19 protein-coding genes are annotated in these 23,688 nt (G+C 71.9%); 16 read left to right on the top strand and 3 right to left on the bottom strand.

Translation table 11 applies throughout. The features are described 5' to 3' along the window. The first annotated feature begins 15 nt into the window (after positions 1–15). The 8 genes from DSM112329_RS01840 to DSM112329_RS01875 are packed head-to-tail and all read left to right on the top strand — an operon-like array spanning position 16 to position 10,030. Positions 16–876: an ABC transporter permease gene (locus DSM112329_RS01840; RefSeq protein ID WP_354700100.1), complete on the top strand. Its 861-nt coding sequence runs from the start codon at positions 16–18 to the stop codon at positions 874–876. Positions 877–882: 6 nt separating this feature from the next. Continuing rightward, on the top strand, positions 883–1,728 hold the full coding sequence (locus tag DSM112329_RS01845; protein ID WP_354700101.1) for an ABC transporter permease: 846 nt from the start codon (positions 883–885) through the stop codon (positions 1,726–1,728). 4 nt (positions 1,729–1,732) lie between these two features. After that, positions 1,733–3,154: a hypothetical protein gene (locus DSM112329_RS01850; RefSeq protein WP_354700102.1), complete on the top strand. Its 1,422-nt coding sequence runs from the start codon at positions 1,733–1,735 to the stop codon at positions 3,152–3,154. Then, positions 3,151–4,632 carry an MlaD family protein gene (locus tag DSM112329_RS01855; RefSeq protein ID WP_354700103.1) on the top strand — a complete coding sequence of 494 codons (1,482 nt, stop codon included), beginning with the start codon at positions 3,151–3,153 and terminating at the stop codon, positions 4,630–4,632. The genes DSM112329_RS01850 and DSM112329_RS01855 overlap by 4 nt, the downstream gene beginning before the upstream one ends. Next, positions 4,629–5,966, top strand: a complete 1,338-nt coding sequence (locus DSM112329_RS01860) for an MlaD family protein (protein ID WP_354700104.1) — start codon at positions 4,629–4,631, stop codon at positions 5,964–5,966. Before DSM112329_RS01855 ends, DSM112329_RS01860 begins: the two co-directional genes overlap by 4 nt. After that, positions 5,967–7,340: an MlaD family protein gene (locus DSM112329_RS01865; RefSeq protein WP_354700105.1), complete on the top strand. Its 1,374-nt coding sequence runs from the start codon at positions 5,967–5,969 to the stop codon at positions 7,338–7,340. It abuts the gene before it with no gap. Continuing rightward, positions 7,337–8,647: an MlaD family protein gene (locus tag DSM112329_RS01870; RefSeq protein ID WP_354700106.1), complete on the top strand. Its 1,311-nt coding sequence runs from the start codon at positions 7,337–7,339 to the stop codon at positions 8,645–8,647. Before DSM112329_RS01865 ends, DSM112329_RS01870 begins: the two co-directional genes overlap by 4 nt. Before the next feature lie 15 nt (positions 8,648–8,662). After that, a complete protein-coding gene (locus DSM112329_RS01875; RefSeq protein WP_354700107.1) occupies positions 8,663–10,030 on the top strand; it encodes an MlaD family protein in 1,368 nt (455 codons plus the stop codon). Positions 10,031–10,538: 508 nt separating this feature from the next. Here DSM112329_RS01875 and DSM112329_RS01880 read toward each other — a convergent pair. Continuing rightward, positions 10,539–11,111 carry a helix-turn-helix domain-containing protein gene (locus tag DSM112329_RS01880; RefSeq protein ID WP_354700108.1) on the bottom strand — a complete coding sequence of 191 codons (573 nt, stop codon included), beginning with the start codon at positions 11,109–11,111 and terminating at the stop codon, positions 10,539–10,541. 60 nt (positions 11,112–11,171) lie between these two features. After that, positions 11,172–12,404: an FAD/NAD(P)-binding oxidoreductase gene (locus DSM112329_RS01885; RefSeq protein WP_354700109.1), complete on the bottom strand. Its 1,233-nt coding sequence runs from the start codon at positions 12,402–12,404 to the stop codon at positions 11,172–11,174. Positions 12,405–12,592: 188 nt separating this feature from the next. Between DSM112329_RS01885 and DSM112329_RS01890 the strand changes: the two genes are divergently transcribed. From DSM112329_RS01890 to DSM112329_RS01925, 8 genes are all read left to right on the top strand, one after another. Continuing rightward, positions 12,593–14,116 (top strand): AMP-binding protein, encoded by a 1,524-nt coding sequence (locus DSM112329_RS01890; protein WP_354700110.1) that lies wholly within the window; start codon positions 12,593–12,595, stop codon positions 14,114–14,116. A 172-nt stretch (positions 14,117–14,288) separates the two neighbouring features. Next, on the top strand, positions 14,289–15,542 hold the full coding sequence (locus DSM112329_RS01895; RefSeq protein ID WP_354700111.1) for a cytochrome P450: 1,254 nt from the start codon (positions 14,289–14,291) through the stop codon (positions 15,540–15,542). Positions 15,543–15,549: 7 nt separating this feature from the next. Then, on the top strand, positions 15,550–16,437 hold the full coding sequence (locus DSM112329_RS01900) for an alpha/beta hydrolase (RefSeq protein ID WP_354700112.1): 888 nt from the start codon (positions 15,550–15,552) through the stop codon (positions 16,435–16,437). Beyond that, a complete protein-coding gene (locus tag DSM112329_RS01905; protein WP_354700113.1) occupies positions 16,434–17,861 on the top strand; it encodes a wax ester/triacylglycerol synthase domain-containing protein in 1,428 nt (475 codons plus the stop codon). Before DSM112329_RS01900 ends, DSM112329_RS01905 begins: the two co-directional genes overlap by 4 nt. Further along, positions 17,848–19,062 carry an aromatic ring-hydroxylating dioxygenase subunit alpha gene (locus DSM112329_RS01910; protein ID WP_354700114.1) on the top strand — a complete coding sequence of 405 codons (1,215 nt, stop codon included), beginning with the start codon at positions 17,848–17,850 and terminating at the stop codon, positions 19,060–19,062. Before DSM112329_RS01905 ends, DSM112329_RS01910 begins: the two co-directional genes overlap by 14 nt. Further along, entirely contained in the window at positions 19,059–20,606 is a 1,548-nt protein-coding gene (locus DSM112329_RS01915; protein ID WP_354700115.1) for an aldehyde dehydrogenase family protein, read from the top strand. The genes DSM112329_RS01910 and DSM112329_RS01915 overlap by 4 nt, the downstream gene beginning before the upstream one ends. 9 nt (positions 20,607–20,615) lie before the next feature. Next, positions 20,616–21,395, top strand: coding sequence for an enoyl-CoA hydratase/isomerase family protein (locus DSM112329_RS01920; RefSeq protein WP_354700116.1), 780 nt, complete (start codon positions 20,616–20,618; stop codon positions 21,393–21,395). 43 nt (positions 21,396–21,438) lie between these two features. Beyond that, positions 21,439–22,665, top strand: coding sequence for an aromatic ring-hydroxylating dioxygenase subunit alpha (locus tag DSM112329_RS01925; protein ID WP_354700117.1), 1,227 nt, complete (start codon positions 21,439–21,441; stop codon positions 22,663–22,665). Between the two features lie 78 nt (positions 22,666–22,743). Here the strand turns inward: DSM112329_RS01925 and DSM112329_RS01930 are convergent, their stop codons facing one another. Further along, positions 22,744–23,643, bottom strand: a complete 900-nt coding sequence (locus tag DSM112329_RS01930; RefSeq protein ID WP_354700118.1) for a type IV toxin-antitoxin system AbiEi family antitoxin domain-containing protein — start codon at positions 23,641–23,643, stop codon at positions 22,744–22,746. Positions 23,644–23,688 lie beyond the last annotated feature (45 nt).

The following is a 23,688-nucleotide window of genomic DNA, read 5'->3' on the forward strand; positions in this document are numbered from 1 at the left end:
TGGAGGGGCGAGCGCATGAGCATCGCCGAAGAACGGCCGCGCGTGGAGGCGCCGGCGAAGAAGATCACGGCGGAGGAGATCCTCGCCATGACCGGCGGCTACTCGCGCCTGGAGAACGCCGCGGGCATGGGCAGCCTCTGCGTGACCGCGCTGTGGCTCGCCGCCCGGCCGCCGTTCTCGTGGTTCAAGGACTCGCTGATCGAGGGCTCGCAGATGCTGCGCCGCTGCGTGCTGCCGCTGGCGGTGTCGATTTCGGTCTTCATGATCGGCTTCGGGTTCTTCGTCCTCGGCGGGATCACCGAGGTGCTCGGCGCGTCCGACCGCGAGGGCGGCGCGGTGATCATCGGGATCCTGCGCGAGTTGGCGATCTGGACGACCGGCATGATCTTCGCCGGCGTCGCCGGCAGCGCCATCGCCGCCGACCTCGGCGCCCGCAAGGTCCGCGACGAGCTCGACGCGCTGTCCGTGCTCGGCGTCGACCAGGTCCGCACGCTCGTCGTCCCCAAGGTCATGGCCTGCCTCCTGATCTGCCCGATCCTCGGCATATTCGCGACGTTCGTCAGCCAGGTCATCAACTTCGGCCTCGCACCCGCCGAGTTCGGCTTCTCGGTCGGCGTGCTGTTCGCGTCGAGCACCGGCAGCCTGACCGCGCTCGACATCTACGGCGCGCTGATCCGCTACGTCCTCATCGGCCTGATGGTCGGGGTGGTCAGCTGTTACAAGGGCCTGACCTGCAAGGGCGGGACCGAGGGCGTCGGCCGAGCGGTCAACGAGACCGTCGTCCTCACCTTCTTCGGCGTCTGGATGCTGGACGCGTTCTTCAACCTCGCCTACCTCTCCCTGTTCCCCGAGGCGCAGGTCTCCTTCAAGGGGTGAGCTGACATGGCGACCGCATTCGACCCACGCAGTGCTGCCGGCGCGGACGGGCAGGAGATCGTCCCGCCCAAGCACGCGCCCCCCGCCGAGGGCTTCTTCAGCGAGATGGGCCAGCTCGTCGAGTTCACCTTCCAGACCTGGCGGGCGGTCCCGGGCTCGGTGCAGTACATGTCCGAGTCGCTGGCCCACGTCTCGAAGATGATCCTGCGGACGTCCCCGCTGCTGTTCGTCATGTACATGTTCATGGGGATCGTCACCATGAACACGGGGTACTTCCTGCTGTTCCCGCTCGGCGCGGCGGACTACCTCGGCGCCATCGGCGGCTTCGGCATCCACGTGTCCGCCGTGATCATGTTCGCCTACGTCTTCACGGCGAAGGTCTGCGGCGGCTTCGTCGCAGAGATCGGCGCCATGCGCATCAACCAGGAGATCGACGCCTACGAGTCCACGGGCGTGGACCCGCTGCGCTTCGTCGTCGGGACGCGCGTCATCGCGACGCTGCTCTACATCCCGATCGCCGCGGTGGTCGGCCTGCTCGGGTACACCGCCGGCTGCTTCCTCGACGCGATCGTGATCCTCAGCGCCACCGACTCCGCCGGCTACGCGCGCTTCCACTGGTCCAGCCAGGGCTTGAGGGACATGTACTTCGTGATCACGACGATCGCGCTCACCGGCGTGACGACGGCGATCACCGCCTGCTTCTACGGCATGCGCACCCGCGGCGGCCCGGCGGCCGTCGGGGCTGCGGTCGCGCAGGCGGTCAAGGTCAACCTCGTCCTCGCGAACCTCGTGTCGGCCTTCACGGTCATCACCTGGTACGCGGTCGACGCCGGCGTCCCGATCGGGGGCTGACCCGATGATCAACATCTCTCCCGTCGCCTTCCGCAACGGCGCCATCGCGCTGCTCGCGGTCTTCGTCCTGGCGATCATCGTCATCGGCAAGTCCGGCGGCGGCTCCGGCGGCCACGACATCTACGTCACGACGTCGAAGGCCACCGGCGCCCTCAACGGCCAGTACATCCGCGCGGCCGGGACGATCGTCGGCAAGGTCGCCGAGGTCAAGCCGATGGACGGCGGCCGGTCCGCCCGCCTCAAGCTGCACCTCGACGACGACGTCTGGCCGCTCCCCAAGGGCACGACGTTCACGATGCGCTGGGGCGGCACGATCTCGATCTTCAACCGCTACCTGCTGCTCGACCGCGGCAAGGACGGCGGTGCGGAGATGGTCGCCGACGGCGGCGACTTCCCCGCCGGCGGCTTCCGCGTGCCGGTCGAGTACGGCGACCTGCTGAAGGTGTTCGACAAGCAGCTGCGTGCCGACACCAAGACGTTCCTGGACACCTCCGGCGTGGCGCTCGACGCCGCGGGCAAGCCCCTCAACCGCGCGCTGGACGTGGCCCCGGGCGCGCTCGCCGAGGCGGACGCCGTCCTCAGCACCCTCGACGAGAGCCGCGGCGACGTCGAGGCCCTGGTCCAGTCGACCGGCCGCGTCGTCGACGCCATCGACCGCGCGGACCCGCGCATCGGGGCGCTCATCCAGGGCGCCGGCACGACGCTGAACGCGATCGCCTCCGACGTGTCCGGCCTGCAGGCCACGCTCGACCGCGCGCCCGGGACGCTGAAGAAGGCGACCTCGACGCTGAAGCGGGCCGACGGCACGCTGGCCGGCGCACAGCAGGTGACCGACCGGCTCGCCCCCGGCGTCCGGCAGCTGCGCCGCATCGCCAGCCCGCTCAACAGCCTGCTCGGCACGCTCGTCGACGTGGGCCCGACGGCCCGCGCGACGCTCGCGACCGCCGGCGCCGCCGCGCCCGACGTGACGAAGATGGTCGACAAGCTCGCCTCGCAGGCGCCGGCGCTGGAGTCGATCGGCAAGCAGGCCGACCTTGCGCTCAACTGCATCCGCCCGTACTCACCCGAGATCGCGTCGTTCGGCACGCTCTGGGGATCGGCGCTGTCGAACAACGACGGGCGCGACAACTACATCCGCGCGATACCGACGGTCTCCTTCCCGGCGCCGACGAACGCGCAGTACAACAACTCCGGCGAGGCGCTGAAGGCGTTCCCCGGCGCGACGTACGCGTTCCCGCGGCCGCCCGGAACCCAGGCCGGGACCCCCTGGTTCCTGCCCGAGTGCGGCGCCGGCCCGGACGCCCTGGATCCGACGAAGGACCCCGAGGCCCGCAAGTTCGACCCGATCTCGCAGTTCAGCGCGGGTGTCGGCGAGACCAATGTCGGCGAGAACAATCCCGGCGAGACGAACGGAGCCGGCGAATGACCGCGCGCAACCTGATCCCGGCGGCGCTCGGCGCCGTGCTGGTGATCGTCCTGGTCATGGTCTTCACCGGCGGCTCGGACGACGACCGCTACCGCTTCCAGGTGCAGCTCGACAACGCGCTGGGCCTGCGGGACGGCTCGCTGATCACGGTCGGCGGCGTCGAGGTCGGCACCGTCAAGGTCAAGCTGCAGGAGGACCAGGGCGACAAGGTCCTCGTCACCGGCCGCCTGGACGACGGGCAGGGCCCGATCGGCGCCGGCGCCAGCGCCTCCGTCACGTCGGTCAACCTGCTCGGGCAGAAGCGCCTGGAGCTCGACAAGGGGCGCCTCTCCTCCCCGCAGCCGAGCGGGACCCGCCTGGCGACCAGCAGCGTCACGCCGTCGACCGACCTCGACGAGGTCCTCGCGGTGCTCACGCCCGAGGTCCGCCAGCGCCTGAACATCCTCGTCGGCGAGGCCGGCGCCGCGGTGGTCGGCCGCAGCGGCGACATCGGCCAGCTGATCGACACGCTGCCCAGCACGATCGACAAGGCCAACAAGGTCGTCGAGCAGGTCGCGGGCGACAACAGCACGCTCACGAAGCTCGTCGCCAACAGCGACAAGGTGGTCCGCGACGTCACGGCCGAGCGCCAGGCGCTCGTCGAGCTCGTCGACAGCGCCGGCCAGGCGTCGGCATCCGCGGCGACGAAGCGCACCCAGCTGCGGGCGACGCTCGCCCAGGCGCCGGGGATGCTCGCGTCCCTGCGCGGGTTCCTGACCGAGCTCCAGCAGACGACCGTCCCGCTCGGCCCCGCGGCGCGCGACATCAAGGGCACCGCGCCCGAGCTGCTCGCGACGCTGCGCCAGGTCGCCCCGTTCCAGAAGGCAGCGGCCCCGACGCTCGACCAGGCCACCGAGGTGGCCCCGTCCCTGACCCGCCTGGCGACGGGCGCGACGCCCGTGCTCCGCCAGGCCACGCCGGTGGTCGGCCGGGCCGCGACGTTCGCGAACGACCTGGTGCCGATCACCAACACCCTCGACAAGAGCGTGGACAACCTCGTCGGCACGGTCGACAACTGGTCCCGCGCGGTGCAGTACCGCGACGGCCTCTCCCACATCTTCCGCGGGGAGGCGGCCGTGACGCCGCAGACGCTCGAGTCGATGCTGATCCGCTACCTGGGCAAGGACGCGGCGCTGCCCGCGTCGATCGCCCCGCCCACGAAGCGCAAGGGTGGCGCGAGCGCCCCGAGCGTCAAGCCGGTGGACAAGGCCAAGTCGTTGCTGCCCAAGGTCGAGGTCCCGCAGCTCCCGGCCGTGCAGAAGGTCCTCGACGGCGTGCTCGGCACGGTCGACAAGACCCTCAAGGGCGCAGGCGACACCGTCAAGGGCCTGACCGACGGCCTCAAGGGGCTCGGATCGAGCTCTGGCAACGGCAGGACAGAGCCGCCGCCGGCGTCGTCCTCCTCCCAGTCCCTCCTCGACTTCCTCCTCAAGCCATGAGCCGCACGACCCCGATGCGGCGCACGCGTCGCCGCCGCACCGACACGCCGACGAAGCGCTCGGTCGCCGTCAAGGGCTTCGCCACGATGGGCGTCATCTTCGCCTTCATCGCGCTCGCGGTGACGGCCAACAAGGGCGTGCCCGGCCGCGACTACACGAAGATGTTCGTCGCGGCGCCCGAGATCGGCAGCCTCCGCTACCACGACCGCGTCGCGATCGGCGGCGTCCGCGTCGGCCAGGTCGCGGCGGTCACGCCCGGCGACAAGGGCGGCCGCGTCGAGCTCCAGCTCGAGCCGGGCGTCACGCTCCCGTCCGACACGACCGTCCGCATCCGCGCGAACGGCCTGCTCGGCGCTCGCTACGTCCAGCTGATCCCGGGGTCGGCGGGCGACATGCTCGGCGACGGCGCCACCATCCGCGGCGACAAGAACTCGCTGACGGCCACCGTCCCGGACGCCCTCGACGTCTTCAACAAGGAGACCCGCGGCGCCCTCGGCACCGCCGTGACCGGTCTTGGCCGCGGCCTGCTGGGCAACGGCGAGCCGCTCAACGACGGCATCCGGGTCGCCTCGGATGCGACGGTCCCGTTCCGCGGGATCATGCAGAGCATCCTCGACCGCGAGGGTGCCGCCGGTCGCCTGGCACCGTCGCTGAACTCGATGATGGAGCCGCTGGCCGGGGTCAGCCCCCAGCTCGCCGCGATGCTGCGTCCCGGCGCGGACGCCCTGCGTCCGTTCGCCGACCGCCGCGAGGACCTGCGCACCACGCTCGACGTCGCGCCCGGGGCGATGCGTACCGCGACCGGCGGCCTGAACGCCGGCACCCGGCTGCTGGCGGCCGCGGGCAACCTGTCCCGCGCCGCGCACCGGACGCTCCCGTCCGCCCCGCGCGGCCTGCGCGAGGCGTCGGCGCTGCTGCGCAAGGCGCACGCGGAGGACGACGGCGGCACGCCGCTGGAGCGGGCGACGTCGCTGCTGCAGACGGCCGAGCCGACGGTGCCGAAGGTGCTGGACGTGACGCGCTCTCTGAAGCCCGTGCTGCCGCGCCTGAACGAGGCGATCGGCGAGCTCACGCCCATGGTCCGGTACCTCGGCCCGTACGGCTGCGACATCATCAACACCGGCGTCGTCCTGCGCAGCATGACCGGCTTCGTCGGGACCGGCACCGGCCCGAACGGCCCGTCCTCGCAGTTCCGCCTCCAGGCCCTCGCGGGCGTCGAGGCGATCGGGCTCAAGGACACGAAGAGCCTCAAGACGGCCTACCACCCGCCGTGCCAGTACCTGGGTCACGACTTCGTCGTGACCCCGCTCACCAACCTCGGGAAGGGCCGCTAGATGTCCCGCATCGACGAGCGCCTCGGGCGCCTCGGGCTCGAACGGCACAAGACGATGGGGATCATCGCCGTGGCCGGGGTCGCGCTGCTGCTGTACGGGACCTACGCGGGCATCATCCGCTCGGTCCTCGCCGGCAGCACGCCGGAGGTCTCGGCGGTCTTCCGGAACGTCGCGACGCTCCGCGAGGGCGACCTCGTCCGCGTGCGCGGCGTCAACGTCGGCAAGGTCGAGAAGCTCGAGTCCGTCGACGGCGGCCGCGCCACCAAGGTCACGATGTCGGTCGACGAGGATGCCGGCGAGATCCACGCCGACGCCCGGGCGAAGGTCGCCTGGCGCACGCTCCTGGGCGGCGCCTTCGCGGTCAACCTCGATCCAGGGCGCGAGGAGTCGGGCAAGCTGTCCGGCGACATCCCGCTGAAGCAGACCTCGAGCCAGGTCGAGCTCGACGACATCACGAGCGTCGTCGCCGGCGATGCCCGCCGCGGGCTCAAGCAGATCCCGCCGCAGCTCACCGACGCGATGCGCGACCCGCAGACGCTGAAGGACCTCGGCGAGACGCTCGACGAGCAGTCGCCGTCGATCGAGCAGGGCCTGAACGCGGCCCGCGGCACGGCCAAGGACCGCGACCTGCAGGCGCTCGTCACCGAGACCACGAAGACCGTCAAGGCGCTCGACGCGCCGGACGACGGGCTGAACCGCCTCGTCTCCGGCGCCGGCGGCACGCTGCAGGTCACGGCCGCCCGCGAGGCGGACCTGCGCGCGACGATCGGCACCGCGCCGGGCGTCCTGCGCAACACCGACATCACGCTCGCGCGGCTCGACACGACGCTCGGCGTCCTGGACCCGGTCGTCGACAAGCTCCGCGACCCCGCCGGCAAGGTCGCGCCTGCGCTGATCCGCCTGAGCCCGGTCGTCCGCGGCGGCGACCGCCTGCTCACGCGGGCCACACCGCTGCTGCGCGACCTGCGGCCCGCGGTGTCCTCGCTGGCGGCGGCCTCCCGCCGCGGTACGCCGCTGCTGGAGGAGCTGCAGCCGAGCATCACGCGCCTGGACAAGACGATCCTGCCGTACTTCAACGAGACCGATCCCGAGACGACGCATACGACGGCCGAGATGGTCGGCCCCGGCCTGGGCGGCCTGGCGAACGTCGCCGCGCCGTTCGACAGCAACGGGCACGTCCTGCGGTTCCCGTTCACGGGCGGCAGCTCGCCGCTGTACCTCCCGTGCCAGGTCTACGCCGGCAACCCGGACAAGACCAAGGCCATCGAGTGCCGCAACCTGTCCAAGGTCCTCAACGACTACCTGACCTTCAACCCGCTCGATCCCGCTCCGGGCTCGGCCCCCTCGGCGACGACGCGGAGGAAGAACCGATGACCGACGTCCGCGAACACCTCACCGACAAGCTCACCGCCGGGCGGGTCAAGCTCGAGGCCAAGCGCTCCGGGCCGCACCTGACGGTCCTGATCGCGGCCACGCTGCTCAGCCTGATCGGCGCCGTCTGGATCCTGTCCCACGTCGCGTCGACGCTCGTGAAGAGCTCGAACGAGGTCAGCTTCCGCGTCGAGTCGGCCCGTGCCGTCCGGCCCGGCCTGAACGAGATCCGCGTGAAGGGCGTCCCCGCCGGCCGCATCTCCGGCGTCAAGCTCGAGAACGGCCAGGCGATCATCAAGGCCAAGGTCGAGAAGAAGTACGGCAAGATCTTCCGCGACGCCCGCGTCGAGCTGCGGCCCAACAGCGCGCTCGAGGACCAGTTCATGGACATCGTCGACCGCGGCACGCCCGCTGCCGGCGTGGCGAAGGCCTCCGACCCGCTGCCGCCGTCGCAGACGACGATCCCGGTCGCCGTCGACGATGTGCTCAGCGTCTTCAATCAGCGCACCCGGTCCCGGCTGCGCGTCCTGCTGGCCGACCTCGGCCAGGGATTGGACGACAACGGCGCGCAGCTCGGCAACGCCTTCGCGGCCGCCACGCCGCTGATCTCCGCGGCCGGCCGGCTCACCAAGCAGCTCGCGGCCCGCAAGCCGCTGACCGAGCGGCTCATCCACAACGTCGGTGTCCTCACCTCCGAGCTCGGCAAGCGGGAGACCGCGATCCGCACGCTCGTGCGTGACGGCGGCGCGACCCTGTCGACCCTGCAGGCCGGCTCGGCCGACCTCGACGCGACGCTCCGCGCGCTGCCCGGGACGCTGGCCACCGCGGACTCGAGCTTCACCGCCACGCGCGGCGTCCTGGACGACGTCGACGGCGCCGTCCGTGCGCTCGATCCGGTCGCCGATCAGCTGGGCGGCGCGCTGGACGCGGTCGTCCGCCTGAGCGACGACGCCCGCCCCGCGGTGGCGGCGCTGCAGACGCCGGTGCAGCAGCTCGTTCCGCTGTCCCGGTCGCTGAAGCCGCTGAGCGCCTCGCTGTCGAGCGCGATCACGCGCCTGCGCCCGCAGATCCCGGTCGTGAACCGGACGACGAAGAACCTCGCGGTCTGCAAGAAGGGCATCCAGGGCTTCTTCCAGTGGGACGCGTCGATGACGAAGTACGGCGACAGCCGCGGCCAGGCACCGCGCGGCAACCTCGCGATCGGCTTGCAGACGCTCGGCCTGTCCAACCCGGAGGAGCGCGCCTACGCAGGCTGCACCCCCGGGATGCCCATCGGCGGACGCGCACCGCGTCCCGAAGACCAGCGCTGAGGCCGGAGAGACACCATGGTCGATAGACACGGAGCCCGCGGGCACTACCTCACCGTCGCGTTCTTCGCGGCGTTCACGATCTTCTGCCTGTTCGTGCTCTTCAAGCTGAGTGGCGCGCTGTCGCTGGGTGACACGTACAAGGTCAAGGCCGTCGTCCCGCAGGCCGGCTCGCTGACCCAGGGGACGAGCGTCACGATGGCGGGCGCGCGCGTCGGCACCGTCACCGCGGTCCACCGCCGCGGCGTCGGCGCGCTCGTCGACATCCGCATCGACAACGCGGACGTCAAGCCGCTGGCGAAGGACACGACCGCGCTGCTGTCGGTCCGCACGCCGCTCGGCGAGAACTACGTCGAGCTCGTCGCCGGCCGGTCGAACGACAAGCTCGCCTCGGGCGACGTCGTCTCGCCCGCACGCGGCGAGGAGTACGTCGACGTCGACCAGATCCTCTCCACGCTGCAGGGCAAGACCCGCGACCGCACCCGCCAGGTCGTTCAGGGCCTCGGCGACACGGTGCGCGACCGCGGGCCGCAGCTCGGCTCGTCCCTGCGCAGCGCGTCGAGCGTCCTCGAGGCCGGCTCCGGGCTGACCGCCCGGCTGAAGGACGACCGCGAGCAGATCGGGAAGCTCGTCGATCAGCTCGGCCGCGTGACCGCGTCCGTCGGCGAGCGTGGCGAGAGCCTGCGCGAGCTGGCCCGCCAGGGGCGCACGACCTTCACCGCGCTCGCGGACCGCGACGACGCCGTCCGCTCGCTGATCACGCAGCTGCCGCCCACCTTGCGGCAGGTGCAGCAGACGACAGGCACGCTGCAGCGCGTGTCCAACAACGCGACGCCGGTCGTCGCGAACCTCGCGACGGCCCTGCGCGAGGTGCGCCCCGCGGTGCGGTCGCTCGCGCCCGCTGCCAGCGAGGGCCAGCGGGTCGTCAGCCGGCTGAACTCGGCAGCGCCGCCGCTCGAGAAGACGCTGGCCGCGGTCCGCGACACCTCTCCGGACGTCAGCAAGGCCCTGCCGAGCCTACGCCGGGTCTTCTGCCAGGCGAACCCGATGCTGCGCTACCTCAAGCCGTACACGCCGGACCTGATGAACCTGGTCGGCGACCTCGGCCAGGCCGCGAACTCCTACGACGCGATCGGCCACACGATCCGGCTGATGCCGGTCGTCGGCGAGCAGGCGCTGCTGGGCGTCTCGGACAACGTCAGCGACGCGGCGTTCAAGCTGGCGCACACCGGTGTCCTCGAGAGCACCCAGGGCCTGAGCTTCGTGCCGTTCCCGAAGCCGGGCCTGGCGAACGAGGGCCTCAAGCCGACCGATCAGAAGATCAGCGGGCCGAAGCAGGTGCCGAGCACGGGCTACGTGTACCCGCGGATCATGCAGGATTGCTGAGGGCTTGTTTCGGGGGTGGCGGCGGCCGGTCATGGCCCTTCGCGGCTGGGGCGCCGGGGCGCTGGCGTAAGGGCCGGCCATCGCGCGGCGCCGGACGCCGCTTCGGACCACGACCGTCGGCCCACCACCCCCGGAATGGGTTGGTGGTTGCTAGTTGCGCCATACGGCGGGTCCAGACGGAGCGGCAACCACGACCACACAGGTCCTCGGCGTCACCGCCACCGACCCCCCCGGCCGCGGGTGAATGGTGGTCCACCGGGCCCCGAGCCGTGCGATCCGCCACTCGTCCCGCCCGCCGACGGTGAATGGTGATCCACCGGGCTCCGAGCCGTGCGATCCACCACCGACCCCGGGGCCTGCCACCGGGCCGACGCCCCGCACAAGGCCCGGACGACCGCGCAGCGCACTCTGCCGTCTTCAGCCTCCCGTTTCCAAAGTCACCACGACCACACGGGCCCTCGGCGTCAGCGCCACCGACCCGCGACCATTGAACGGAACGACAACGCCGCTAAGCGGAGGGGGTCGCTGCGGGCAGCGCCGCGGCGTCCAGGGCGGCGAGGGTCATCTCCGTCACCAGCGCGACGCGGTCGTCGATGCCCTTGAGGTTCGCGGGCCACTGCGCGAGCGACCCGATCAGGGTGACCGCGCAGTGCACGGCCGCGGCGATCTCGTCGTCGCTGCGCTCGGGGTAGACGTCCTCCAGGGCCGTGCGCCAGCGTTCGAAGTAGCTGCGCGTGCGGCGCAGGAAGCGGCGCCGGGAGGCCGGCGACAGGGCGCTGCTCTCCGTCTGCCAGATCGACGCCAGCTCGGACGCCCGCACGACGTACTCGGCGTGGCCGGCGACGATCGAACGCAGGCGGGCGCGACCGACGTCGCCGTCCGGGACGGTCGCGTCGAGCAGCCCGTCGAGCGCCTCGTCGAAGAGCGAGGTGAGGATCTCCTCCTTGCCCTTGAAGTGCCGGTAGATCGCGGGCCCGGTGACGCCCGCCCGGACACCGATCTCGTCGACGGACACGCCCGCGAAACCGCGCTCGTGAAAGAGCTTGGCGGCGGCTTCGAGGATCTTGCGGTCTCGCGACACGGACACAGGATAGACGTGGCTGGTGAACGACCGTTCCCGGGGGCGATGCAACGACCCCGGTCAGCGGGCGGCAGCCGCCTCCTCGCGCAGGCGTCGCTGGTACTGCAGCATCGCCCGCGGCCGGTTGAAGGTCACCGCGCCGACGAGTCGCTCGCCGCAAAACGCCTCGGCCACGAGCACGGGCCGCTCGGGCTCGTCGAGCACCACCACGAAGCGGTCCGCGGAGCCGACGAACCCGATCGACTGCAGCTTGACGTCGTACTGGTCCGACCAGAAGCTCGGCAGCGCCGCGTGCGCCTCGCGGTCCGCGGGCTCGCAGGCCAGGTTCCCGGCGGCGATCGTGCCCATCGCCTGGGCGTTGGACCAGTGCTCGATGCTCACCGGCCCGTCGGCGTCGGGATGAGGCCAGGCGCTCACGTCGCCGGCCGCCACGATGTCCTCGTGCCCGAGCGCGAAGCAGTGCTCGTCGACGACGACGGCGCCGCGGTCCAGCGCAAGGCCCGATCCGGACAGCCACTCGCTGTTGGGCAGCGAGCCGACGGCGACCAGGACGAGGTCGGCGGGCACGTGGGTGCCGTCGTCCAGGTCGAGACCGGTGACCGCGCCCTCACCGGTGAAGCGCGCCACCCCGACGCCCATCCGCAGGCGCACGCCGCGCGCCTCGTGGAGGGCGGCCGCCCGGGCGCCGAGCTCCGGCCCGAGGACGGGCAAGGGGTGCGGCGCGGTGTCGACCAGCGTGACCTCGGGGCGAGCGTCACCGTCACCACCGCGCAGCGTCGCCGCCGGCCCGCGAAGCGTCGCCGCCGGCCCGCGAAGGGTCGCCGCCACTTCGCAGCCGACAAACCCGGCCCCGACGATCGCGACGGACGCTGCGCCGTCGAGCGCCGTACGCAGCGCGCGGACGTCGTCCAGGGACCGCAGGCTCAGGACGCCCGTGAGCCCTTCGGCGGCGGGCAGCGTCCGTGCCCGGCGGCCGGTGGCGATCACGAGGCCGTCGTAACCGAGCGCCTCACCGCCCTCGAGCGTGAGGACGCGCGCGGCAGGGTCGAGGGCGACGGCCGGACGACCGAGCCGCCACTCGACGCCCTCGAGCCCGTCGCCGCGGAACCGGCAGTCGTCCTCGGGCGTGGCCCCGCTGAGCACGCCCTTCGACAACGGCGGGCGGTCGTACGGCCGGTGCGGCTCGTCCCCGACGACGGTCACGCGCACCGCGTCGCCGCACCCGGCGAGGGCGCTGGCCGCGCGGTGGGCAGCCAGCCCGCCGCCGACGATCACCACGTGACGCGTGCTCATCGTCCGGCTCCCCGCGTGAAGCGCTCCATGCTGGCAGCGTACTCCGTGAACGACCGTTCATGCAAGAAGTGAAACACGAGCGGTCGTCGATAGTTATGCTCGTGAACGGCCGTTGATGTTGCGGGGTGCGCGGCGGCCGCGTCACGTGGTGGCGGGCGCCGCCTTTTCAGAACAGGACAGGGAGAGACATGACGACGTTCGTGGTCGACGGGCCGGAGTACTGGGCGCGCCAGGCGCCTGACAAGACGGCGATCGTCCTGGGGGGCGAGGAGCTCACCTACGCGGAGCTCGACGCCTGGGCGGACGCGGTCGCGGCGGACCTCGCCGGCCGCGGTGTCGCGGCGGGCGACCGGGTCGGCCTGCTGGGGGCCAACACCCTCGCCTACTGCGTGACGGCGGTGGCGCTCTTCAAGCTCGCCGCGGTCGCCGTCCCGATGAGCACGCGCCTGACGGTCGGTGAGATCACGGCGCTGACCACGAGCGCCGAGCCGCGCGCGTTCGTGTGCGACGCGGACCTGCGCCCCCAAGTCGACCAGGCGGCGACGGACGGCCCGGGCTTCACGGTCATCCCCATGGAGGAGCTCGGAGCGCTGCGCGGCACGGCCGCCTCCGCGCGCCCGCCGCGGCCCGCGGTCGACGTCGACGATCCCGCCGCGCTCATCTACACCAGCGGGACGACCGGCACCCCCAAGGGCGTGATCTTCACGAACCGGACGATCATGGGCTTCATCAACGAGTGGGGTATCGCGGACCCGGGGTTCAACCACGACATGCGCCTGCTGATGGTCCTGCCGCTCGGCGGCGCCCCCGGGCTGCTGTGGGGGATCCTCCACAACGCGGTCCGCGGCTCGACGCTCGTGCTGGAGCCGACGTTCATCCCCGCGCGCGCCGTGGAGCTGCTCGAGTCCCAGCAGATCACCGCGATGGTCGGCGTCCCGCTGCTCTACGAGGCGATGACCGCGCAGCCCGGGTTCGCGGACGCCGACCTGAGCCGCTGGGACACCGCGCACGTCGGCGGCGCCCGCGTCTCCGAGAAGCTGCTGAAGGCGTACGCGGACAAGGGCGTCCTCCTGCGGCAGATCTACGGCATGACGGAGGCCGGCGGCATCGCGACCTCGACCGCCCGCCGGGACGCGCTCACCAAGCCCGACCGCTGCGGGAGCGGCGGCGTCCACACGAAGCTGCGGGTCGTCCGGCCGGACGGCAGCGACTGCGACCCCGGCGAGCCGGGGGAGATCCTCATCAAGGGCCCGTCGGTCACGCCCGGCTACTGGCGCGACCCGGAGGCGACCGCCGCCGCGCTGAAGGACGGGTGGATGCACTCGGGCGACCTCGGCGAACTGGACGCGGAGGGCAGCCTGAAGATGGTCGAACGCCTGAAGGACCTGATCATCTCGGGCGGCCTGAACATCGCACCGGCCGAGATCGAGAACGTCATCGACGAGCTGCCGGCCGTCGAGGAGGTCGCGGTGATCGCGGCCGACGACGCGAAGTTCGGCGAGACGCCGGCGGCGATCGTCCGGCTCAAGGACGACCTGAGCGCCGAGGAGATCGTCGCGCACTGCAACACCCGCCTGGCGGACTTCAAGGTCCCCCGGTACGTGATCGTCGCCGACGACGCGCTGCCGCGGATGGCCAGCGGCAAGGTCGCCAAGCGCCTGCTCCGCGAGCAGTACCCGGACATCGCGGAGGCGTACGCGAAGGTGCGCTGACTGCGCCGGTCGCCGGTCGGCCGACCGCGGAGAACGCCCGTTCCCGCGGTCGGCCGTCCCGACCAGGAAAATAGGTGCTGCAACCCGTTGACCATGCCGTGAACGCTCGTTAGCATGGGGGAGACCGAGTCGAGCGCCGAAGGTCCCTTGGGCGCAGGAGGGAGAACCCGCCGTGAGCACCACCGCCGCACCCGACGTCCCCGAGCAGCTGATCGTCGACTTCGACATCTACGACCCCACGCTCTCGATGCCGCAGGACACCGTGCAGGCCCGCATCGCGGAGCTGGCCGACAAGGGCCCGCTGGTCTGGTCGACCGCCCACGGCGGGCATTGGGTCGTCACCCACTACGACCAGGTGCACGAGGTCCTCCACAACCCGGTGGACTTCTCGAGCTACCCGAACGCGCTGATCACCGCCGCGCTCACCGGCCGCTTCCTGCCGCTCGAGGCCGACCCCCCGGAGCACACGGCCTACCGCAACGTGCTGCAGCCGCTCTTCAACCCGATCCGGATGAAGGCGCTCGAGGACGAGATCCGGCGCGAGGTCAACGAGCTGATCGACGAGTTCATCGAGGCCGGCGAGTGCGAGTTCGTCAGCGCCTTCGCGCACATCCTCCCGGCCCGGGTCTTCCTCGCGCTGGTCGGCCTGCCGATCGAGGACGCGCCGCAGCTGAACGGGTGGGTCGCGGCAGCGCTCATGGGCAAGCCGGGAGCCTCCGAGGAGGAGTCCAACGCGGTCCGCGGCCAGGCGGCGATGGAGGTCGGCGGCTACTTCGGCAAGCTGATCGCCGAACGCCGCGGCCAGGAGGTCACGGACGAGAGCGACGTGATCAGCGTCGTCGTCAACAGCAAGGCGGAGCTCGGCGGGGAGACGCGGGCCCTGACCGACGAGGAGCTCATCCAGATGTTCTTCCTCACGCTGATCGCCGGGCTGCACACAACGCAGGGCTCCCTGTGCTGGGGCGTCATGCACATGTCCAAGCGGCCCGAGCAGCGCCAGCGCATCGTCGACGACCCGTCGATGCTGCCGGCCGCCGTGGAGGAGATCCTGCGGATCGAGGCCGCGGTCCTCCCGGGCCGGCGCGCGACCAAGGACTACGAGCTCGGCGGCCTGAAGGTCCGCGAGGGCGACCAGCTGCTGCTCGCGCTCTGCGGCGCCAACCGCGACGCGTCGCACTTCGACGACCCGGCCCAGGTCTCGTTCGACCGCAAGACGAACCGCCACCTGTCATTCGGCGGCGGGCGGCATCGCTGCATCGGCGCGCACCTCGCGCGGCTCGAGCTGCGGGTCGCGTTCGAGGAGCTGCACCGGCGCCTGCCCGACTACGAGGTCGCCGGCGACCCGATGATCCACCCGACCCAGACCCGCGGCGTGATGGCGCTCCCGATCCGCTTCACCCCGGGGCCCCGCGAGGGCGCCGCGTAGGCACGCGATGGCGACGATCGACTCCCTCACCCCGCCGCCGCCGTGGACGGACACCGATTGGTCGGCGCACGTCCGCGAGGCTGTCATCGGCGGGCGTCGGCTGCGCTACCTGGACTACGGGGACGGACCGCCGCTGCTGCTGCTGCACGGCCTCGGCTGCTCGTGGCAGTGGTGGCTGGAGATGATCCCGTCGCTGGCCCGCGAGCACCGGGTGATCGCGGTCGACCTGCCCGGGTTCGGCCGCTCCGACGCGCTCGACCCGCCGGCGCTCATGAACTCCCACGCCGAGGCGATGTTCGCGCTCGCCGACGAGCTCGACCTCGGCCCGCTCGTCGTCGCGGGCCACTCGATGGGCGGGCTCATCACGCTCGCGATGGCCGTCGAGCGACCCGAGCGCGTGCGCGGCGTCGTCCTGATCAACGCCGGCGGCGTCCCCATGACCGGGCTGCGGCTGGCGATCGTCGTCGGGGTCCTGCGTGCGTCCCAGCGATTCCTCGCGTGGAACCCGGTCACCCGGCTGCTCGTCACCCGGACCGGCGCCCGCCGGCTGCTGCTGCGCGGCGCGCTCAAGGATCCCGGGTCGATGCGGCCGGAGCTGGCTGCGGAGGTCGTTCCGCTGATGGCGTCGCCCGGCTTCCTGGACGCGATCACCGCCGCCAGCGAGGCGGTCAGGGCGAGCCGGCCCGAGGACGTGACGTGCCCGGTGCTGCTCATCTGGGGCGCGGCCGATCCGATCGTCCGGCTCGCGAGCGCCCGGCAGATGCAGGAGCGCCTCGCCGACGCGCGCCTGGAGGTCATCCCCGGCATCGGCCACACGCCGATGGTCGAGGCGCCGGCCGTCACGACCGACCACCTCCTCTCCTTCACCCGCGACCTCGACGAGGGCCCCGCATGAGCACCACCGACACCATCGACTGGGGCGCCGGCCAGGAGATGAACGAGCTCGAGGCGACGATGTGGCGCGCCGAGCGTCACCCGCAGAACTCGACGCAGGGCGGCATCCTGCGGATCTTCGCCGCGACGCCGTCGTGGGACGCGATCATGCAGTCGCATCTGCGCGCGATCAGCCGGCTGCCGCGGTTCCGCATGCGGGTCGTCGAGCCGCTGCTCCCCGTCGGCTCGCCGGTCTGGGTCGAGGTGGACGACTTCGACGTCGCCTACCACGTGCGCCGGGTCCGGCTGCCCGAGCCGGGGACGGAGGCACAGCTGCTTGAGCTGGCGCAGACGCTCGGCTCCACCCAGCTCGATCGCACCCGTCCCCTGTGGTGCACCACCTTCATCGAGGGCCTGGAGGGCGGCCGGTCCGCCCACTTCACGACGATCCACCACTGCCTGATGGACGGCCACGCGTCGATCCAGCTCCTGTCGCGCCTGCACGCCGGCCCGAAGGACGCGGTCGACGGGCTGCCCGCGCCGCCCGCAGAGTCCACCCCGACGCCGTTCGAGCTCACCCGGTCGCAGGCGATCGACCGCGTCCGCTCCCTGCCCGGCCTCGGCCTGCGGGCACTCGGCGGGGTCGCCTCCACGCTCCGCCGGGACCCGGCCGAGTCCGTCCGCTTCGCCGCCTCCGTCGGGCGTGTCCTCGCCCCGCCCGCGGCGAACTCGTCCCCGCTGCTCGACCGGGGCAGCCGCAGCCAGTGGCGCTACATCACGCTCGACTGCGGGCTCGACGAGCTGAAGGCGGCCGGCAAGGCGGCGGGCGGGACGCTGAACGACGCCTACGTGGCCGCGGAGCTCGGCGGCCTGCGCCGGATCCACGAGCGGCTCGGCTATCCGCTGGGCGACCTGACCATCAACATGCCCGTGTCCGTCCGTCGCCCGGGCGACCCTGCGGGCGGCAACCGCTTCGCCACCGCATTCCTGCCGGTGCCCGCGGCGATCCCCGATCCGGTCGCCCGGATCGGCCGGCTGCGCGAAGCGGTCAGCGCCATCCGCGAGGAGCCGGCGCTCGACTTCTTCAGCATCCTGCTGCCCGCCCTGAACCGGATCCCGGCGTCGCTCCTGACCCCGATCTTCATCGGCATGCAGTGCCGGGCGGACCTCACGATCTCCAACGTCCCCGGGTTCCCCGAGCCGGTCACGTTCTCGGGGGCGGAGGTCGAGGCGATGTACTACTTCGGTCCGCTGCCGGGCAGCCCGGTCATGAGCGTCCTGTGCTCGTACGCCGGCCGCTGCTACATCGGGATCACCTACGACGGCCAGGTCTTCGAGGATGGCGAGCTGCTGCGGACCTGCATGCAGGAGGGTCTCGACGAGGTCCTCGCCCTGAACACGGACTCCACCACCACCGCCGGAAGCAGGGCCCATGCACAAGCTTGAAGACGTCCCCGCCCTCGAGCTGCGCAAGCTCGTCGACCACCTGCAGCGGTCATGGACCGACCAGGTGGACGACCACCTGCAGGTCGACCCGCGGATCTACCACGACCCCGAGGTCGCGCGGCTGGAGCGCGAGCGCGTCTTCGGCCGCGCGCCGATCGCCGTGGTCCACAGCTCGGAGCTCGCTGAGCCCGGCGCGTTCCGGACGGTCCGGCTGCCGAACAACGAGGCGCTCCTGATCCGGCAGAAGGACGGCTCGATCCGGGCGTTCGTCAACGCCTGCCGCCATCGCGGCGCGCTGCTGGAGGAGCGCGAGGAGGGGACGTGCGTCCGCTCGCGGGTGCAGTGCCCCTATCACGGGTGGTCCTACAACATCGACGGCTCGCTGAAGTCGCCGACCCACCAGGTCAGCTTCGGCGAGTTCGACCAGATCGCCGCCGGGCTCGTGCGGCTGCCGGCGGAGGAGCGTCACGGCTTCGTCTGGGTCGTCGACCGCGCCGGGGCGCCGATCGACGTCGCGGGCTGGCTCGGGCCGCAGATGGACGCGATCCTCGGGTCCTACGGCATCGAAACCCACGTCTGCTTCAAGTACGGCGCGTTCTTCGAGAACGCGAACTGGAAGGTCCTCCAGGACGCGTTCCTCGACGGGTACCACATCCAGTTCGTCCACGCCGAGACCGCGGCGAAGATGACGTACACGAACGTGCTGACGCTCGAGGACTACGCCCGGCACACGCGCTTCCTCTCCCCGCGCAAGTCGCTCGGCCGTCTGCTGGAGGACCGCGACGCGGACGACCTCGGCGACGAGGAGATCCGCTCGAACGTCAACATCTCCCACGGGCTGCTGCCCAACTCGACGCTGCTCTACCTGCCCCAGCCCGACCACTTCCAGCTGCTCTCGTTCTTCCCGGACCCGAAGAACACCGCCCGCTCGCGCATGGAGCTGCGGCTGATCGTCCCGCGCGTGGAGGACAGCGGCTGGGAGGCGGAGAAGTGGGAGCGGATCTGGGGCAAGAACTGGAAGATCAACATGGACATCCTGCGCGACGAGGACTTCCCGATCGCGCGGAACGCTCAGCGGGCGCTCGAGAGCGCTGACGCCGGGCCGCTGACGATCGGCCGCAACGAGGTCGCCAACAGCGTCTTCCACCGCGAGCTGACCCGCCTGATGCAGACCCCGCTCGGGGAGGAGCCCGCCCGATGAGCACCGCCGAGGCCGCCACCGACGAGCTGATCGTCCGCTGCCCGGGCACGGGGAAGGAGGTCGGCCGGGTGCCGGTCACCTCCGGCGCGGACGTCGCCGCGCTCGCCGCCTCGCTGCGCGCCGCCCAGCCCGCATGGGAGGCGCTCGGCTATGCCGGCCGTGCCGCCTGGCTGCACCGCTGGCGCGACTGGATGCTCGACAACGAGCAGCAGCTGCTGGCGCTCGTCCAGTCCGAGACCGGCAAGAGCTGGAACGACACCAACGTCGAGCTGCCGATCGCGCTCGAGGTCATCAACTACTACGCGAAGAACGCGGCCTCGTTCCTGGCGGACGAGCATCCCAAGCCGCACACCCCGGCGATGGCGACGAAGCAGATCGCCGTCCGCTTCCGGCCGCATCCGCTGATCGCGCTGATCACGCCGTGGAACGGCCCGATCGGCAACCCGATGCTGGACCTGCCCGCCGCACTCATGGCGGGCTGCGCGGCGCTGACGAAGCCGTCGGAGGTGACGCCGCTCACGTGGGCGGCCCTGATCGACGGGTGGAAGGCGATCGGTGCGCCGCCGGTGCTCGATTGCGCGCAGGGCGGCGGGGACGTCGGCGCAGCGGTCGTCGACGTCGTCGACATGGTGCACTTCACCGGGTCGGTGGCGACCGGCCGCCGGATCGGCGCCCGCTGCGGCGAGCGGCTGATCCCGTGCTCGCTCGAACTGGGCGGCAAGGACCCGATGCTGGTGCTGGCGGACGCCGACCTGGAGCGTGCGGCGAACGCCGCGGTCTGGGGCGGGTTCATGGGTGCCGGGCAGGCCTGCATCTCGGTCGAGCGCGTCTACGTCGACGCACCGGTGTTCGACGAGTTCGTCGACCTGGTGGCTACGAAGACGCGCGCGCTGCGCGTCGGGATGGACCCGGGCCCGAAGCCGGCGTTCGACCTCGGCGCCATGGCGACGGAGGACCAGGTCGCCATCGTCGAGCGGCACGTGGCCGACGCGCTCGCCAAGGGTGCCCGTGCGCTCACCGGCGGCCGGCGCCTCGACGGTCCCGGGCTGTTCTACGCGCCGACCGTGCTCGTCGACGTCGACCACACGATGGACTGCATGCGCGAGGAGACGTTCGGGCCGACGCTGCCGATCATGAAGGTCGACGGGACCGATGAGGCGGTCGCGCTCGCCAACGACTCCGCGTACGGCCTGTCGGGCTCGGTCTGGACCCGCGACCGGGCCGAGGGCGAGCGGATCGCCGCGCTGCTCGAGGTGGGCGCGGTCAACCTGAACAACGTCTACATCAACCTCTTCCAGCTCGGCGCGCCGCAGGGCGGCTGGCGGGACTCGGGAGTGGGCGGCCGCCTGGGCGGTCCGTCCGGCATCCGCAAGTACTGCCGCGAGCAGGTCGTGGTTGGGGACCGGATCGCGCCGAAGTCGGAGCTGCCCTGGTACCCGGCGAGCGCGACCAAGCTGGCGCTGCAGGCGCGCGGGTCCCGCTTCCTGGGCGCACGCGACTGGCGCCGGCGGCTGGGCCTCGCGCCGCGGTCGTCGCAGGGCTAGGCGCCGGCCGTGCCCGCAGACGACGAGCTGCTCATCGACCGGCCCGGGGACGGCGTCGCGGTCCTCACGCTGAACCGCCCCGCGCAGCACAACGCCGTGACGATGGCGCTGCAGTCCACGCTCGACACGGCGCTGAGCGAGCTCGAGCAGGACCCCGACGTGCGCGCCGTCGTGCTCACCGGATCCGGTGAACGTGCGTTCTCCGCCGGGTACGACCTGAAGGAGATGGCCGACTGGGACGCGGACGAGCTGCTGCTCTCGCTGCTGCAGCGGGAGGAGTGGCTCGGGCACCTGGCCACGACGCCGCTGCCGGTGGTCGCCGCGCTCAACGGGCTGGCCTACGGGGTCGGGGCGATTATGGCCTCGGCGGCCGATGTCCGGATCGGCGGCCCGGCGAGCGTCCTGCGCTTCACCGCGGGGGCGCACGGCGGCGCGAACGCGACGTGGTCGCTGCCCGGCATCGTCGGCCGCGGACTGGCCGCTGAGCTACTGATGACGGCGCGCGCGATCGAGCCGGACGAGGGCGCGGCGATCGGCCTGCTCAACCGGATGGTCGCTGCGGACGAGGTCCTGCCGGCCGCGGTGGCGGTCGCCGCTCAGATCGCGGCCAACCCGCCCGAGGGGGTCCGTGCGATCAAGGAGCTTGTGCGGGCAACGGCCGGCCGGACCCCCGAGGAGGCCTTTGCGGCCGAGAACCTCGTCATGCGGACGACGCTGCGCCCGCGGCCGGTGCGCGAGGTCTACGCGACCGCGGACGAGCGGGCCCGCCGCGCGCTCGGCGATCCCTGAAAGAAAGCAAACGATCGTTCACGCTCGGTGGTAGCATCGGGCCATGCAACGCCATGTCCAGATCGACGTCGCCGAGCGGTTCTTCAAGTACCTGAAGGGACGGGACACGGACTTCGCGCAGCGCGAGTTGCCGATCGCCGCGAAGTCCTACTTCGACGACGAGTACGCCGCGCGCGAACGCGACCTGGTCTTCCGCACGCGGCCGATCGTCGTGGCGCATAGCTCGGAACTGGACGGTCCGGGCTCGTTCGTGACCCGGGACATCGTCGGCGCCCCGCTGCTGATCGTCCGGCAGGCCGACGGGACGCTGAAGGCGTTCTCGAACGTCTGCCGCCACCGCGGGGCGAAGGTCGCCCTGGAGGGCGCCGGCTGCGCCCAACGGTTCAAGTGCCCCTACCACGCGTGGACCTACAACCTCGACGGGTCGCTGAAGAACATCCCGTTCGACGAGGGCTTCGACGGGCTGGACCGCTCGCAGTACGGGCTCATCGAGCTGCCGGTCGACGAGCGCCACGGCCTCGTCTGGGCCGTCGCCACGCCCGGCGAGCCGCTCGACATCGCGGCGATGATCGGCGACGAGATGGACGGCGACCTCAGCGCGTTCGAGCTCGACAAGTACACGCTCGTGCGGGAGGCGACGTACGAGGAGGACATGAACTGGAAGGTCGTCGCGGACGGCTTCCTGGACCCGTACCACCTGCAGTTCGTCCACCCCAAGACCGTCGGGCCGTTCTTCAACACGAACGTCTACACGCTCGACGTCCTGGGCCCGGACGTCGCGCGCCTGGTCGTCTCGCGCAAGTCGATCCACGACATCCGCGAGCAGGACCCGGCCGAGGTCGACCTGCTGCCGCACGTCATCTGCAACTACATCCTGCTGCCGAACACGTTCGTCGCCGTCGAGCCGCGGCACTTCGAGGTCTGGACGATCTCCCCCCATCCGACCGACGCGCAGAAGTGCAAGGTGACGCTGCGGTTCCTGTTGCGGAACGCACCGACGACCGAGCGCGAGGAGAGCTACCTCGAGAAGAACTGGAAGCTGCTCGTGCACACGGTCGTCGACGAGGACTGGGGGGTCGGCCGGGCACTGCAGGCGGGGCTGCCGCACGGGCAGGTCAAGGAGACGATCAGCGGCCGCAACGAGGCGCCGATCCAGTTCCTGCACGGCAACCTGGCGGCGATCCTCTCGGGGGACGCGGCCGACGCGATGGCCGGCGCGGACGAGCCCTACCCGCGGCGCTACGGGAACCTGGTCGGCGAGGCGTCATGACGCCCGCTGGGCGGCGGGCGGCGCGGTAAGGCGGGGCCGCGGATGTCAGGTTGTGCACCGCAGAATGGGCGCGACCTGTCAGCGGGCGCCGTCCAGAGCCGCGCGGATCCGGTTCGCGGTCCCTTCCGTGTCGGCGGTGACGTCCGTCCATCGCAGCCGGATGACGACGTACCCCTGCTCGGCGAGCCACGCATCCTTCGCTGCGTCCCGGCGCCGGGACGCGACAGATGAGTGGAACGCGCGACTGTCGGTCTCTACGACCACCATTGCGTCCGGCCAGCGGAAGTCGGGCACGAACGAACCCAACGGCACGTTCACGAGGGGACGCGGGAGTCCGTGGTGCTGGCAGAGGGCGAGGAAGCGCAGCTCGAGGACGCTTGCGACCGCCGCGGGGTCGACGGCGCCCTCCAGCAGCGACCGGAGCGTGGGCGTGCCGACCCGTCCCCCGCGGCAGAGGACCTCGATAGCGACGGCCTCGGGCGTGAGGTGGTGGCGGACCTGCGCCTGCTCAAAGGCACGGGCGAGCTGCTGCGGCGGCAGGACCGCCGCGAGGTCGAGAATGGTCCGGACGAGGGAGGTCACGCGCAGCCCGTCCTTGACGGTGACGTGCTCCGCGGGCACCTCGGCCCGGTGGACGCGGATCCGACGCCGGTTCGCCCGGCCTGTCGTCGGCGGAACGGTGACCTCGACCGGGACGGCGCCGGTCAGCAGCAACCAGATCGCGCCGGCCGACCGGAAGCTGAGCACGGCGGACGGGCCAAGGGCGTGCAGCGCCGCGGCGAAGACGCCGGTCCGGTCCCGAGGGCGTGCGCCGAGGACGTAGACCCCACGGTGTTCGCGCGTGAGCCAGCCGCTGGCCATCCAGCGCTCGATCTGGCGCCGGGTCGCGCCGGCGTCGCGGAGCTGGGTGCGGGTCAGGCGACCGTGCTGACGTTCGGCGATCCGTCGCAGGCGCCGGGGTATTGGTGTCTTGGTCATGCCCTTACCAGGTGACCCGTCGCGGCACTCGTCCCGGCAGGAGCA

Source organism: Paraconexibacter sp. AEG42_29, assembly GCF_040581415.1.
Taxonomy (GTDB): domain Bacteria; phylum Actinomycetota; class Thermoleophilia; order Solirubrobacterales; family Solirubrobacteraceae; genus Paraconexibacter.

Excerpts from the sequence above, each read along its gene's own strand:
- DSM112329_RS01840 (WP_354700100.1), top strand. The coding sequence starts at position 16 with ATGAGCATCGCCGAAGAACGGCCGCGCGTGGAGGCGCCGGCGAAGAAG.
- DSM112329_RS01845 (WP_354700101.1), top strand. The coding sequence starts at position 883 with ATGGCGACCGCATTCGACCCACGCAGTGCTGCCGGCGCGGACGGGCAG.
- DSM112329_RS01850 (WP_354700102.1), top strand. The coding sequence starts at position 1,733 with ATGATCAACATCTCTCCCGTCGCCTTCCGCAACGGCGCCATCGCGCTG.
- DSM112329_RS01855 (WP_354700103.1), top strand. The coding sequence starts at position 3,151 with ATGACCGCGCGCAACCTGATCCCGGCGGCGCTCGGCGCCGTGCTGGTG.
- DSM112329_RS01860 (WP_354700104.1), top strand. The coding sequence starts at position 4,629 with ATGAGCCGCACGACCCCGATGCGGCGCACGCGTCGCCGCCGCACCGAC.
- DSM112329_RS01865 (WP_354700105.1), top strand. The coding sequence starts at position 5,967 with ATGTCCCGCATCGACGAGCGCCTCGGGCGCCTCGGGCTCGAACGGCAC.
- DSM112329_RS01870 (WP_354700106.1), top strand. The coding sequence starts at position 7,337 with ATGACCGACGTCCGCGAACACCTCACCGACAAGCTCACCGCCGGGCGG.
- DSM112329_RS01875 (WP_354700107.1), top strand. The coding sequence starts at position 8,663 with ATGGTCGATAGACACGGAGCCCGCGGGCACTACCTCACCGTCGCGTTC.
- DSM112329_RS01885 (WP_354700109.1), bottom strand. The coding sequence starts at position 12,404 with ATGAGCACGCGTCACGTGGTGATCGTCGGCGGCGGGCTGGCTGCCCAC.
- DSM112329_RS01890 (WP_354700110.1), top strand. The coding sequence starts at position 12,593 with ATGACGACGTTCGTGGTCGACGGGCCGGAGTACTGGGCGCGCCAGGCG.
- DSM112329_RS01900 (WP_354700112.1), top strand. The coding sequence starts at position 15,550 with ATGGCGACGATCGACTCCCTCACCCCGCCGCCGCCGTGGACGGACACC.
- DSM112329_RS01905 (WP_354700113.1), top strand. The coding sequence starts at position 16,434 with ATGAGCACCACCGACACCATCGACTGGGGCGCCGGCCAGGAGATGAAC.
- DSM112329_RS01910 (WP_354700114.1), top strand. The coding sequence starts at position 17,848 with ATGCACAAGCTTGAAGACGTCCCCGCCCTCGAGCTGCGCAAGCTCGTC.
- DSM112329_RS01915 (WP_354700115.1), top strand. The coding sequence starts at position 19,059 with ATGAGCACCGCCGAGGCCGCCACCGACGAGCTGATCGTCCGCTGCCCG.
- DSM112329_RS01925 (WP_354700117.1), top strand. The coding sequence starts at position 21,439 with ATGCAACGCCATGTCCAGATCGACGTCGCCGAGCGGTTCTTCAAGTAC.
- DSM112329_RS01930 (WP_354700118.1), bottom strand. The coding sequence starts at position 23,643 with ATGACCAAGACACCAATACCCCGGCGCCTGCGACGGATCGCCGAACGT.